The 13,937-nt window shown below is 25.8% G+C and carries 10 protein-coding genes; 6 read left to right on the top strand and 4 right to left on the bottom strand.

The genetic code is table 11. The annotated features are described in order from the left end of the window. The first annotated feature begins 63 nt into the window (after nt 1–63). Nucleotides 64–1,281 (top strand): tryptophan synthase subunit beta, encoded by a 1,218-nt coding sequence (gene trpB / locus AMYT_RS06905; RefSeq protein ID WP_114841819.1) that lies wholly within the window; start codon nt 64–66, stop codon nt 1,279–1,281. Nucleotides 1,282–1,300: 19 nt separating this feature from the next. On the opposite strand, the gene AMYT_RS06900 is transcribed toward trpB, so the two are convergent. Beyond that, nucleotides 1,301–2,119: a ferritin-like domain-containing protein gene (locus AMYT_RS06900; RefSeq protein WP_114841818.1), complete on the bottom strand. Its 819-nt coding sequence runs from the start codon at nt 2,117–2,119 to the stop codon at nt 1,301–1,303. Nucleotides 2,120–2,195: 76 nt separating this feature from the next. Between AMYT_RS06900 and AMYT_RS06895 the strand changes: the two genes are divergently transcribed. From AMYT_RS06895 to AMYT_RS06885, 3 genes are read left to right on the top strand one after another with little or no spacing between them, the layout of a single operon-like run. After that, nucleotides 2,196–2,789 carry an MBL fold metallo-hydrolase gene (locus tag AMYT_RS06895; RefSeq protein ID WP_114841817.1) on the top strand — a complete coding sequence of 198 codons (594 nt, stop codon included), beginning with the start codon at nt 2,196–2,198 and terminating at the stop codon, nt 2,787–2,789. Nucleotides 2,790–2,801: 12 nt separating this feature from the next. Next, complete coding sequence (locus AMYT_RS06890; RefSeq protein WP_191287689.1) at nt 2,802–3,764, top strand: GGDEF domain-containing protein; 963 nt, start codon at nt 2,802–2,804, stop codon at nt 3,762–3,764. Between the two features lie 8 nt (nt 3,765–3,772). After that, nucleotides 3,773–4,747 carry a GGDEF domain-containing protein gene (locus AMYT_RS06885; protein WP_114841816.1) on the top strand — a complete coding sequence of 325 codons (975 nt, stop codon included), beginning with the start codon at nt 3,773–3,775 and terminating at the stop codon, nt 4,745–4,747. Here the strand turns inward: AMYT_RS06885 and cmoB are convergent. Beyond that, nucleotides 4,744–5,658 (bottom strand): tRNA 5-methoxyuridine(34)/uridine 5-oxyacetic acid(34) synthase CmoB, encoded by a 915-nt coding sequence (gene cmoB, locus AMYT_RS06880; RefSeq protein WP_114841815.1) that lies wholly within the window; start codon nt 5,656–5,658, stop codon nt 4,744–4,746. The two genes, AMYT_RS06885 and cmoB, sit on opposite strands and share 4 nt — an antisense overlap. Nucleotides 5,659–5,824: 166 nt before the next feature. Between cmoB and ccsA the strand changes: the two genes are divergently transcribed. Further along, complete coding sequence (gene ccsA, locus AMYT_RS06875; protein ID WP_114841814.1) at nt 5,825–8,650, top strand: cytochrome c biogenesis protein CcsA; 2,826 nt, start codon at nt 5,825–5,827, stop codon at nt 8,648–8,650. Between the two features lie 22 nt (nt 8,651–8,672). Here ccsA and AMYT_RS06870 read toward each other — a convergent pair whose 3' ends face one another. After that, the gene (locus AMYT_RS06870) at nt 8,673–11,441 is read right to left on the bottom strand and encodes a sensor domain-containing phosphodiesterase (protein ID WP_114841813.1); all 2,769 of its coding nucleotides are present in this window, start codon (nt 11,439–11,441) and stop codon (nt 8,673–8,675) included. Between the two features lie 306 nt (nt 11,442–11,747). On the opposite strand from AMYT_RS06870, the gene AMYT_RS06865 reads away from it, so the two are divergent. Continuing rightward, a complete protein-coding gene (locus AMYT_RS06865; RefSeq protein WP_114841812.1) occupies nt 11,748–13,037 on the top strand; it encodes a zinc-binding metallopeptidase family protein in 1,290 nt (429 codons plus the stop codon). Nucleotides 13,038–13,042: 5 nt separating this feature from the next. Here the strand turns inward: AMYT_RS06865 and AMYT_RS06860 are convergent, their stop codons facing one another. Next, the gene (locus AMYT_RS06860) at nt 13,043–13,783 is read right to left on the bottom strand and encodes an IclR family transcriptional regulator (RefSeq protein ID WP_114841811.1); all 741 of its coding nucleotides are present in this window, start codon (nt 13,781–13,783) and stop codon (nt 13,043–13,045) included. Nucleotides 13,784–13,937: the final 154 nt, after the last annotated feature.

Raw genomic sequence — 13,937 nt, 5'->3', positions numbered from 1 at the left:
ATCTTTATTTAACTGCTATTTGTTTATAATATTTGCCTTAAAAATAACATAAGAGAGAAATAGATGAACAAACCATACTTAGAATCTTATCCAGATGAAAAAGGTTTTTTTGGAAAATTTGGAGGTTCTTTTATCCCCCCACAACTAGTGCAACCTTTTGAAGAGATAAAAAAAGCATATGAAGAAATAAAAAATTCTAAACAATTTATTGAAGATTTAAAATATGTAAGAAAACACTATCAAGGAAGACCAACACCTATTAGTTTTGCAAAAAATCTTACTAAACATTGTAATGGTGCTAAAATTTATTTAAAAAGAGAAGATTTAAATCATACTGGTGCTCATAAATTAAACCACTGTATGGCTGAGGTAATCTTAGCTAAGCACTTAGGGAAGAAAAAAGTAATTGCAGAAACAGGAGCAGGACAACATGGAGTTGCACTTGCAACAGCGGCAGCATATTTTGGATTAGAATGTGAAATTCATATGGGTGAAGTTGATATAAAAAAAGAACATCCAAATGTTATTAGAATGAAAATTTTAGGAGCAAAAGTAGTTCCTGCAACTCATGGTTTAAAAACATTAAAAGAGGCAGTTGATAGTGCTTTTGAAGCATATTTAAATGATACAAAAAACTCTATTTATTGTATAGGTTCTGTTGTGGGGCCTCATCCCTTTCCTATGATGGTAAGAGATTTTCAAAGTGTTATTGGATTTGAAGCAAAAGAACAATTTTTAGAGCATGAAAACAAACTTCCAGACAATGTAGTTGCTTGTGTTGGTGGAGGAAGTAATGCTATGGGAATTTTTGCTGGATTTATAGAAAATAAAGAAGTGGAACTTTATGGAGTTGAACCTTTAGGTAAGGGGCAAAAAATAGGTGAACACTCTGCTTCTTTAACATATGGTGAAGAGGGAGTTATGCATGGATTTAACTCTATTATGTTAAAAGATAAAAATGGAGAACCTGCACCTGTATATTCTATTGGAAGTGGTATAGACTATCCTTCAGTTGGACCAGAACATGCCTTTTTAAAAACTGAAGGTAGAACAAAAGTTGGACTTTGTGATGATAATGAAGCAGTTGATGCTTTTTATAAATTATCACAACTAGAAGGTATAATTCCTGCACTTGAATCTGCACATGCAGTTGGGTTTGCTATGAAATTAGCAAAAACTTTACCAAATGATAAAACTATTTTAGTAAGTTTAAGTGGTAGAGGTGATAAAGATATTGATTTCGTAGTTGAAAACTACCCTATTCCAAATAGTAAGTTTTAAAAGATTTTTCTTTTAAAACTTATATACAATCACTTTTTTTTGATAAAAACTTTAACTCATCACAAGAAAATCCCGCTTGCTTTCTAGCTTCAAAATTTAGTTCATATTTTTTATTTGTACATCCAGGATAAACCTCTTCTAAAATTTGAAAATAAGTTTTTTGTGGCTGTAAATTTTGTCTTTCACACTCATATTTAAACCACTTATCACCTTTAGTTACATGAGTGATTTCTTCTTCTAAAATTATATTTAAAGCAGCTAATATTTTTTGATTAAATTTATCTGGATTTGATTTTAATTTTTCCATAATTTTTGGGTTTTGCTCTAAACCATTTGCTTCTAAATATCGAGGAACTACAGCCATTCTACTTAGAAGTGTTTGTGTATTTTTCATAGCTTCAAAAAGATTTGTATGTACTTCTAAATCCCCATATTTTGCACCTAATTGAGTCAAAAGTTCTTCAATCATCAAAAAGTGTCTAATCTCATCTTCAGCTACTTCTAACCAATCTTCATAATATTGTCTTGGCAAACCTTTAAATCTTAAAGCAGCATCTAAAGCCAAATCAATTGCACTATATTCAATATGTGCAATTGTATGTAAAAGAGATATTTTTCCCTCTTTTGTATCAAAATATTTCCTAGTCTTTACATCTTTAGGTAAGATAACATTTAATAAGCCATCATAAGAAGGCTTAATTAAATCACAAACTTTATAGTTGTTAGTAAAGTCAATTTGTGACACTTTGAACACTTTATAAAACTTTTTAAACAATTCAAACTTTTTTTTAGGCTCTTTTGCCAATAAAATCTCTTCTAACTGCTGAAAATAATCCACATTTTACCTCTAAATTGTTATAATATTTATATATAATGAAAATTTTATGAATTTTATCTAAGTAAGGTTTAAAATAATGGAAATACTTAAACAACCAATGGGAGATTATCAGACTAATTGTTATATTGTTAAAATAAATAATAAGGAATTGATAATAGATCCTGGTGTTGGCGCAACGTTATGGGTAAAACAAAATGTAAGCAATCCTCTTGCTATTTTAAATACTCATGGACATTTTGATCATGTTTGGTCAAATGCTCAATTAAGTAAAGAATTAGATTTAAAAATTTATTGTCCAAAAGACGATAACTTTATGTTAGAGAAAGACCCATACAGTTTTGGTATGACTCCTTCTTATGCAGATATTTTAGTTGAACCAGACCAAGAGTTTGATTTTGATGGAATAAAAGTAAAATTTCATCATTTCCCAGGACATACTCCTGGCTGTTCAGCAATACAAATAGAAGATGCTCTTTTTTCAGGAGATTTTATTTTCCAAAATTCAATTGGTAGATGCGATTTTCCATTTTCAAATCCAAGTGATATGAAAAAAAGCATTAATAAAATTTTAAAATGGGAAAAAAATATAAGAATCTATCCAGGTCATGGGTCTAATACCTCTTTATTTCAAGAGAAAGACTCTTTAAAAAACTGGTTAAATTATCTATAATAGAGGTTATAAATGAGTAATATAATGATCAACTCTTTTAAACAAATAATAGAAGATAAACAAAAAGATTCTTCCCATGGAGATTTTTCAATAAATGAAGATAAAAAAATTATAAAAGTATTTAAAGAGTCTTTAAAATATTTAGCAATATCTTTACATAATACATATGAAGTTGAAAATATAAAAATTGAATTTTGTGATATTACAAACAATTATAATGACTGTATATATGAAACAGAAAATGGAATATTTGAAGAAAGCTTAAAATTACAATATTTTGTAGAACTAAGTCAAAATGTAAAAATTAATTATATTATATTTTGTAATAATACACAGCATTTAAGTAAATTAGAAAAAAATTATGAAGGCTTAATTACAACTTTTGATATAATTTCTCAAACTTTATATAATAAATATTTAGAGGATTGTATAAAAGAGTTATCATTAAAAGATCAAATTACAGGTTTGTATAATAGAAAATATTTAGAAACATATTTAGATAATATTTTAGCTTTATCAAGAAGAGAAAATAAAAAAGTAGCTTTTTTAAAAATTGGAATTGATAAATTTAAAGCTGTAATTGATGAATTTGATTATAAAATCGGTGATAAAGTATTAATTGCTTTGGCAAAATTATTAAAGCATACTGTAAGAAGTTCTGATATTGTTGTAAGAGTGGATGGGGATGAGTTTTTAGTAGTTTTACAAAATATAGGGAATGAAGAAAATGCAATAATGATTGCAGAAAAACTAATTACTTTATTTGGGGAAGAAAAAGTTTTAGTTAATGAAAATACAAATCAAACTTTAATGAAAACAATTTGTATTGGTATTTCACTATTTCCAGATAATGCAGAAAACATTGATGAAATTTTAAGAACTTCAGATAATGCATTATATGAGGCAAGAAATCAAGGTAGAAGTAAATATTTTGTGTTCAATGATACACAAATGCATACAATAGACCTATTTTAGGAGTTGTTTTGAGAAAAAATATATTAAATTTAATAAGATCGTCTGCAACAAATGAAGAAGATTATAAAGCATTAGAAGATATTTTTACACTATATGACCAACTACAATATGCTTCTGATATTAAACAAATGGCAGGAGATATTTATAATTGGCTTCATAATACTTACAAAATAGATAATGTTAATATATCTTTATTTGATTTGGAAAAAAATATAAAAGAGGATATTTTAGTAAAAGGAAATTCTTTTTATTTAGATGATAATCTGTCATTTTTCTTTGTAATAAATACACATACAAATCTAAATGCTTTAGTATCTTTTTGTGCAAGTACAAAAGAACACTTTGATGAAATCAATAATAAATATACAATTATTGAATCAGCATTTTTTCAAATTTCTCCTATTATTCAAAATGGAATAATTAAGAAAAATTATATAGAGTCTCAATCTTTAGATTCTGTTACAAATGTATATAATAGACATTATTTAATTCAAACTTTAAATAAACAAATAGTTCTTTCAGGGAAAGAGTATAAACAAATATTTTTTCTAATGGTAGGAATAGACCATTTTAAAGCTGTAATTGATGAGTTTGATTATGATATAGGAGATAGAGTTTTAATAGAACTTGCAAAAGTTATCCATGCTAATATTTCTGAATTTGATTTAGTTGCAAGATTAACAGGAGATGAGTTCTTAATCTCAGTTTTAAGCACTTCTAATGAAAGTGAAATTATTAATATTTGTAAAAGAATTATTGATGATTTTGCACAAGTTGGTGTAAAAGTTGTAACAAAACCTGAACAAATTTTAAAAAAGACTATTTGTATTGGATATGATGTTTATACATATAGTGATGAAAAATCTATTGACCTTACGATTAAAAATGCAGATATTGCTTTATATGAAGCAAAAAATAGAGGAAGAAGTCAATTATTTTATTTTAAAGATTTACAAGAAGAAGATACTATTGATCTTTTTTAGTTCTTCTTTCTTGCTTTTACATATACCCTTTTAGGTGCGGGATAACCTTCAACTGTTTTAGTTGGGTCATCTTTATCTAAAAAATCTTCTAAGCTTTGATCAAAAGACCAAGATGTTTTTCTTTGTTCTTCATTTGTTGTTGTAGTAATAGCTAAAACTTCAATCTCTTCAAACCCTGCTCTATTTAGCCAATTTTTCAAAGCAGGAACAGTAGGAATAAAATAGATATTTGGTATTTTAGAATATCTACTATTTGGAGTTAAAGCAACCTCTTGTTCTCCATCTATCATAAAAGTATCTATTAAAATCTCTCCATTTTCATTTAAACCTTTTGCAAGAGATTTTAAACATCCAACAGGGTCTGGTCTATGATATAAAACCCCTAACATAAAAATAAAATCAAATTTATGATTGTAGGCTTCTAAATGTTCAACTCCAAGTTTTTCATAAATAATATCTGATTTAACAAAATGATTAATAAAATCAAATTGAAGCATAGTTAAAGGACTTGGGTCAAAACCTATTAATCTTTTAGGTTTATCTTCTAACATTCTAAACATATAATAACCATTATTGCACCCAATATCAGCAACAACTTTATCTTTTAAATTAAAATATGGTCTAATTAGATTATATTTTATATTACTTTGCCATTCACTATCTATTTTTAATCCAAATAAATTAAAAGGACCTTTTCTCCAAGGAATTAACTTTTTAGCTGTTTGTAAAATCAGCTTATGTTCTTCTTGTGTTAAATCCTCTTTTTTTCCCACACTAAACCAATCTTCATAAGAGATTTCAAGATTATCTTTTTTTATTTCAAAAGCAAGTTTTAATTGCTCATACCAAGGTTTAACATTTTTCCATTCTAAACATTTATATTTTTCTTGTTTTAATTCTTCTATATTCATAGCGCAATTATATTGTGAATTTTGTTAAAAAATTCTTTGAAATAACTAAAGATAAAATAGTTGTTTGATATAATTTGGCCTTATGAGTTTTATCAAATAACTACACATAAAATTCACACTAAAAAAAGTATAATAAATATTATATTATGACTAAAAAGGATGAACTTTGAAAAAAGTTATAGATGTCTTATTCTCCTTTAAGACTACATTAGTACTTCTTGCAATTTTAGCAATTGGTGCAGGAATTGCAACTTTCATAGAGAATGATTATGGAACTTCAACAGCAAGAGTTTTAGTATATAATAACCTTTGGTATGAAGCAATTTTAGTTTTAACAACTATTAACTTAGGTGGTATTATATATAAATATAAAATGTGGAAACATCCTGCAAGGTTTATCTTTCACTCTTCATTTGTAGTTATTCTAATTGGCGCAGCTATGACTAGATATATTGGATATGAAGGAATTATTCAAATACCAGAAGGTCAAACTGAAAATAGAATGATCTCACTAGAGCCTTATTTACAAGTAAAAATTCAGCAACAAGATGCAACTTATTATAAAGAGTTTCAAAAAGAGTTTGCAAATACTATTTATGGGCAAGAAATTGAGCATTTTTCTGAAAAGTTTTTTGCAGGTTTAGTTACACTAGCTAATAATTTTGACCATAATATTAAATACAATAATAAAGTATTAAATATTAAATATAATGATTATAAATATGTAAAAAAAGATAGTTCATCTATGGGAATATTAATAGTTGATGTTACTGTAAATGGAGAAACAAAAACTATAAAACTTCCAGGGAAAAGAGGTCAGCAAGGGGTTGTTAAAGTAGAAGATTTTGGAGATACAATAGTAACACTTGAGTATGGTTCTAAAATTTTAGAGCTACCTTTTAGTATTAAATTAAGAGATTTTCAACTTGAAAGATACCCAGGAAGTATGGCACCTTCTTCTTATGCTTCAGAAGTAACTATTATAAAAAAAGATGGGAAAAGCTATGATTATAGAATTTTTATGAATAGAACTTTATTTGAAGGAAACTTTTTATTTTTCCAAAGTTCATATTTCCCAGATGAAAAAGGAACTATTTTGTCAGTAAACAATGACCCAGGGAAATGGCCAACTTATCTTGGATATTTTTTATTAACTTTAGGTCTTATTTGGAATTTATTTGATAAAAAAAGTAGATTTTGGAAATTATCTAAATTTGTTAGTAATAAAAGTATAGCTTCTTTTGCTGTTGCCTGTTTTATGGCATTTGCAACTACAACTGATTTAAAAGCGCAAGAGCAAGTTAATGTGGTAAAAAATCCAACAGATATGGTTTTAAACTATATGAATGCTTTTAAAGAGGATTCAAAACTAACAGCCCAAAAATTTTCACACTTAATTACGCAAAGTAATGGTGGAAGAATGAAGCCTATTGATACTTTAAATAGAGAGATTTTACATAAATTATCTTCTGCTAATAGTATGTTTGGAATGCAACCAAATCAAATTATTCTAGGAATGATTACTAGACCTGAGATTTGGAGACATGTAAAGATGATAAAAATTAAAACTCCAAAATTAAAAAAACTATTAGGTGTTGAAGAATCAAGAAAATATATCTCTTTTACAGAGGTTTTTACAAAAGAAGGTAAATATATTTTACAAGAAGAAGCACAAAAAGCCTCTCTTACAAAACCGACTGAAAGAGGAACATTTGAAAAAGATATTTTAAGCTTAGATGAAAAATTAAATGTTGCATATATGGTTTTTAATGCAGATTTATTTAGAATCTTCCCAAGAGTTCACGATGGAAGAATTGATGATAATAATACTTGGTATAACCCTTTAGATGCTTTTCAATTTTTTATGGGTAAAAATAAAGAGGCAGTTGAAACAATGATAAGAGGTTTTGTTAATTCTGTTATTGAAGAAAAATATGAAGAAGCAAATAAATTTATTGATATGATACAAATATATCAAGAAAAAGTTGGTTCAAATATTATTCCTAGTAAAACACAAATTAATAATGAAATTACATTTAATAAATTAGATATTTTCTTTAAATTAACTCTTGCATATGTACTTGTAGGGTTTATTATGTTAATTGTTGCTTTTATAGTTGTATTTAACCCAAAAATCAAACCTGAAAAAACTACAAAACTATTTTTTGCCATATTAGCTCTATTATTTGCTGTTCATACATTTGGAATGGGATTTAGATGGGTAGTTTCAGGGCATGCACCTTGGTCAAATACTTATGAGTCATTATTATATATCTCATGGTCTGCTGTATTTGCAGGAGTTATTTTCTTTAGAAAATCATTACTTGCTTTAAGTGCGTCTGTTATAGTTGCAGGTATTTTTATGTTTACTGCACACCTAACAAATATAGACCCACAAATTACAAATTTAGTTCCAGTTTTAAAATCATATTGGCTAACAATTCATGTTTCAGTTTTAACTGCTTCATATGGTTTCTTTGGATTATCAGCAATTCTTGGATTTATGGCTTTAATTATGTTTATTTTTAGAAAAAATAGACCTCATTTAGATGAAATTATTAGACATATCACAGCTATTAATGAAATCTCTTTAATTATAGGTTTAGCTGCGATTACAATAGGAAACTTCTTAGGTGGAGTTTGGGCAAATGAATCATGGGGAAGATATTGGGGATGGGATCCAAAAGAGACTTGGTCTTATGTTTCAATTGTAGTTTATACATTTATTATTCATATGAGATTTGTAAAAAAACTAAATACACCATATGCTTTTGCAACAGCTTCTTTAGTTGGTTTCTCTTCTATTTTAATGACATATTTAGGAGTAAACTTCTATTTATCAGGAATGCACTCATATGCTACAGGTGACCCTGTACCAATTCCTATGTGGGCATATGTTACAACGGCACTTGTTTTTGTAACTATTGCATTAGCATATAAAAATAGAGATTTAAAAGATACTGTTTGTCATGTGGAAAATCAAAAAGGTTAAGAGTTTAACTCTTAACCTTTTTTTATATTAAGTCTAATAAAGCTTTAGGTTCAGAAATATAGTAACCTTGAGAATAATCAATATCAAGTTCATTTACTAAATCAAAAATCTCTTTAGAAGAAACAAATTCTGCAACTGTTTTTAATTTCTCTTTTTTAGCAAATAAAATAATAGCTTCTACTATATTTCTACTAAAACTATCTGTTAAAATATTTTTAATAAGTGAACCATCAATTTTTAAAATAGTTGGTTCAAAATCCAATAATCTTTCAAAATTTGAGTATCCAGAACCAAAATCATCAATAGCAATATTTACTCCATAAGTTTTAACTTTATGAATAAACTCTTTTACAATTGAAAAATCTCTTACATTTTCATCTTCTAAAAGTTCAAAAGTTACATTTTGAGCTAAACTTCCAATTGAAGCTAAATTATTATAGATTTTATTTCTTAAATGTTCATCTTCAATATCAATAATAGATAGATTTATAGTAACTGCTTTTTGCAGCTTTTTCATTGCATTAAAAGAGTTATCTATTACAATATTTGTAATTTGTTTATAGTATCTTCCTTTTTTTGCAATATCAATAAAAAAATATGGAGAGATAATTTTTCCTTGATTATCTATTAATCTAACTAAAGATTCATATTTTTCAATTTGCTTTGTTTTATTATTGTATATTGGCTGAAAATAAGAAGTTATATTATTTGTTAAAATCGCCTTTTTAATCATCTTAATAGTTTCAATATTATTTTTGGCAATTTCATTTAAGTTAATACTTAAATCTTGAGCATAAATAAAATCTTTTTTAGTTTTATTTAGTTTCTCTATTCCTAGTTTTGCCTCTTTATATGTATTTTTTAAAGCATTACTTACACTAATTATTACGCTAATATCAAACTCAAAATTAATAAAATCTAAAGTTGCATATTTAACATTTGTTTGAAACTTTTTTAATAAAGCAATTTCATATTCAATTTGAGCTTTACTATTATTATCTAAATCTTTAATAAAAGCATATGAACCTTCACCTAACACATACACTTTTTCATATCCAGATTTAGAAGGTAAAAAATTTAAAATTTCAAGGGAAAACTTATCTTCTATTTGATGAATTATCTCATCATCATAAAAATCTTTTAATAACTTATAATCTTCAATTTTTACAATTGCTAAAAAAGGATTAACTAAAGTTTTAAGTTCTTCTTTTAATTGAATCTTTTGATTCATAAAAGCTGTAATATCATGTCTTAGACCTAAATACTCAACAATATTGCCATTTTTATCCAAAATAGGTTTAATTACTGTATCAACAAAATAAGACTTTCCATCTTTTGCCATATTTTTAATTATTCCTTGAAAAACCTCTTTATTTTTTATGGTTTCCCACATCTTAAAAAAATTCTCTTTAGGAAATTCAGGATGCCTTACAATATTATGTGGCTTACCAAGTAATTCTTCTTTACTATATCCAGAAATTTCACAAAACTTACTATTTACTTCTGTAATTATGCCTTGTGGAGTTGTTTTTGAAACTATTGTTTGTTTATCAATTGCATTTTTATATTGATTTAAATAGTTAATATTTTCATCAAGTTCTTCTTGTACTTTATTTACAAGATTTATTAAAGCTTTTAAAGAAGAGTATTTTTTATATTTTGTTTCTAAAGGTTTAAAATTTTTAATTTCAGTAGATTCACTTAAAGTTAAAAGAGTTGTTGTAATATTCATTTGAACAATATTATTAGATATTTTATAAAACTCACCTCTTGTAAAAAGACCAGCTGTATTTGCAACTTGAGAGATAGCTTTTAATTCAATATCCAATTGTTCAGATAAAAAATAGTTTCTTTCTTTGCAAGTATATACATATATAGCTTCTATTGGTTGAGTACTTAATTCTTTTTGTAAGTTTAAAGAGTTATTATAAATCTCATCAAGATTACCTAGTGCAAATCTTACTTTATCTCCAACTTTTAACTCTCCTGCATAAATAAAACTATTATCCTCTTCTACACTAATTATACTTCTAGCTATATCAATTCCATCTATTTCTTTAACTAAAGGAAAAGAGATAAGTGAACCTGTTAAATTAAAATCTATTTCATCACCAAAATATTTTTTATAAAGCTCTAAAATAGGAATATTATCTATTTCATAAACTTTATTATCTTCTAACTTTGTAATAGTCATCTCTTTTCCAACTTTTGACCAGTTGAAAATATGATTTGTTGAAACTATTAAATCTTTTGAATCAAGGGCAACTAAAACTATGCCTTCTTCATAAATATTTGTATCTTCTATTAAAAAAGCTTTACTAGAAGAGTTAAAAGAAGTAGCATTTCCACCCACTAAAACTTGATTTTTTAAATTAAAATTAAAGCCATCTAAAAAGCTTTCTATCTTATTTTCTCTTTTACAATTAAAAACTAAAATAGCTTTAGTTTCATTTGTTATAAACTCTTTAGAAAGCTTTATCGCATTTGAATTTTCAAAATTATTAGTATAAATTGTCCTAACTTTTGTTTTATCAAAAATTGAAAAACTAATTAGTAATTTATCTTTTTGTCTAGTTGAATTATTAATAATATTTTTAGTTGAAGAACCAACTATTTTACAATTTGGAAGTAAGGTTTTTAAACTAGTTAAAATATTTTTTAATTGTATTGAGTTTGTATTTGACAAAAATAGTTGTATAAAAATCTCTTTTTGCAAAAACTGAAAAATCTCATTTTTTATATATTTTTCTAAATTTTCTAAATCTTCAAATAAATAATTTTTTAACTGCAATGAGAACCTTCTTAATTTTTACTTATTTTTTAAAGTTAAAAGTATATCTTTTTTTGATTATTTTTTCAATAATTTCTTAATTATCAGTTAGTTTTTAGTTATTTTTTATTTTTACATTTGTATATAAATAAAAAATATATAAACTTTTATTCCACATATATTTTTAACTTTAGAGTTTTTTAAAACCAATACCTTTGAAGAGAATAAAAAAATGATATTTTATATGCTAAAAGAATATTATTAAAAAAATGGTATTGAATTAAATTAAAAATTGATATAATCGCCAAAATATAAAGAGGAAGTATAGTGAATAATATAATTGAAATCTTTAAAGAAATAACAACTATTCCTAGATGTAGTGGAACACATAAGCCTTTTATTAACTATATGAAAGAGTATGCTTTAAAATATGATTTTTTATGTTTAGTTGATAAATATAATAATATTTTATGTAAAAAAGCAATTTCAAATGCAAAATTAAGTTTCCAAAGTCATTATGATATTGTTTGCTTAAGTGATAATTGTGTGCCAATTATTGTTCAAGAAGCAGATTTACTAAAAGCTGAAAATTCAACACTAGGAAGTGACAATGGAATTGGTTGTGCTTATATGTTGTATTTAATGAGTCAAGGTTATGATTGTGAATACCTTTTTACAAGTGATGAAGAAATAGGACTAATAGGTGCAAATAATTTAGAACTTAAATTAAATGCCCAATATATGCTAAATTTAGATAGTGAAGAAGAAGGTGAAATTTGTATTGGCTGTGCAGGTGGAGTTGATATTTTTGGAAAAAACTTTAATAGAAAAATAGTTGCAAATAATGAAAATCTTGAACTATATGAAATTACTATTTCAAATTTACAAGGTGGACATAGTGGAGTTGATATAGATAAAAATATTCCAAATGCTTTAAAATTATTAGCGAAAACTGTTAAAGAGTGCGAAGGAAAACTTTTAGATATAAATGGGGGAGAAAGAATTAACTCAATTCCTGCAAATGCAAAAGCAATAATTGCAGCAAAACAACAACCAACTGCTTGCCATGAAAATATGAAAATAGAAAAGATAAATACAAAAAGTGAACATTTAAATATTTTAGATGAAAAAATTATTGAGTTTATTTATACTTTTGCAAATGGTATTAGAGCATATGATAAAACTTTAAATGTAGTAAGAGATTCTATTAATTTAGCTCGAATAAAAACAACTATTGATTGTGTAGAAATTGAACTAAGTGCAAGATCAATGGATAATTATGAATTAAAAACACTAAAAGAAGAGACAAAAGCTTTATTAAGTAATTTTAATTTTGAAGTTACAACAAATGGAAAATATCCAGCTTGGAAACCAGATATAAATGACTTTACTACAATAGTTCATACTATTTATAAAAAACATAATGAAAATGCTTCTTTAGAGGCAATTCATGCAGGTTTAGAATGTGCAATTTTTAAAGATAAATTTCCAAATATTAAAGTTGCTTCTATTGGACCTACTATAAATTTTCCCCACTCTAAAAAAGAGCAAGTAAGTATAAAATCTGTTGAAAATGTATTTAAAGTAGTTGAAGAAATAACAAAACAATATACCTAACCCATCTATTTTAAAGATGGGTTCACCAATGCAAAAATCTTTTGTCCATATTCATGAAGTTTTGCTTCATTCATTCTAACAGAAAGTCCAGAAACTCCCACTGTTCCAATAAACTCTCCTTTATTATTAAAATAAGGAACAGCCACAGAACATAAACCAAACTCATGCTCTTCTATTCCAATAGCATAACCTCTTTCTTTTATTAACTCTAATTCTTTAGTTAGTTTTGTAATACTTGTAATTGTATTTGTGGTATATTTTTTCAAATCAATTGTATTTAAATCAATTTTTTCATTAAAAGCTAAAATAGCTTTTCCAAAGGCATTTGTATGAATTGGAGCATGAAGTCCTACGGAATTTCTTGTTTTTAAAACTCTTTTTGATTTATCTACTTGATTTAAATATAAAACAGCATTGTTATCAAAAATACCAATATATGAACACTCATCAGTTAAATAAAAGATTTCATCTAATAAACCTTGAGTTTTTTGAACTATTTTTTCTCTATCATCTTTATAAACTATTTTTCTTACAATATCACTTAAAATTATCTCTTTTGTATTATCCTTATACTCTAAAAAATTCTCATTCATTAGTGTAGTAATTAATCTTGACATTGTACTTTTATCAATTTGTAATTTTTGACAAAGTGCATTAGCTGTAAGAGGTTTATTGCTTGTCATCACCTCTTTTAATACACATAAGCCTTTTGATAAAGATTTATTTTGTTTTTGTTGTTGTTGCACCCTACTCTCTTTTTTGATTTTTGATATATTACCAAGCTTTTAGTTAAATAAAATTTAGAGCTAAAAATACCTAGTGTTACTAAAAAACATAGATTTTTTTAAAATTTTCTAATTTTTTTTGAAATTTTTATTTTAGTATATGAGAGGATAAAAA

Origin of the sequence: Malaciobacter mytili LMG 24559, assembly GCF_003346775.1 — a bacterium.
GTDB lineage: Bacteria > Campylobacterota > Campylobacteria > Campylobacterales > Arcobacteraceae > Malaciobacter > Malaciobacter mytili.
The sequence above is the reverse complement of the archived record's forward strand: the minus strand, read 5'-3'. Positions and strand labels throughout refer to the sequence as shown.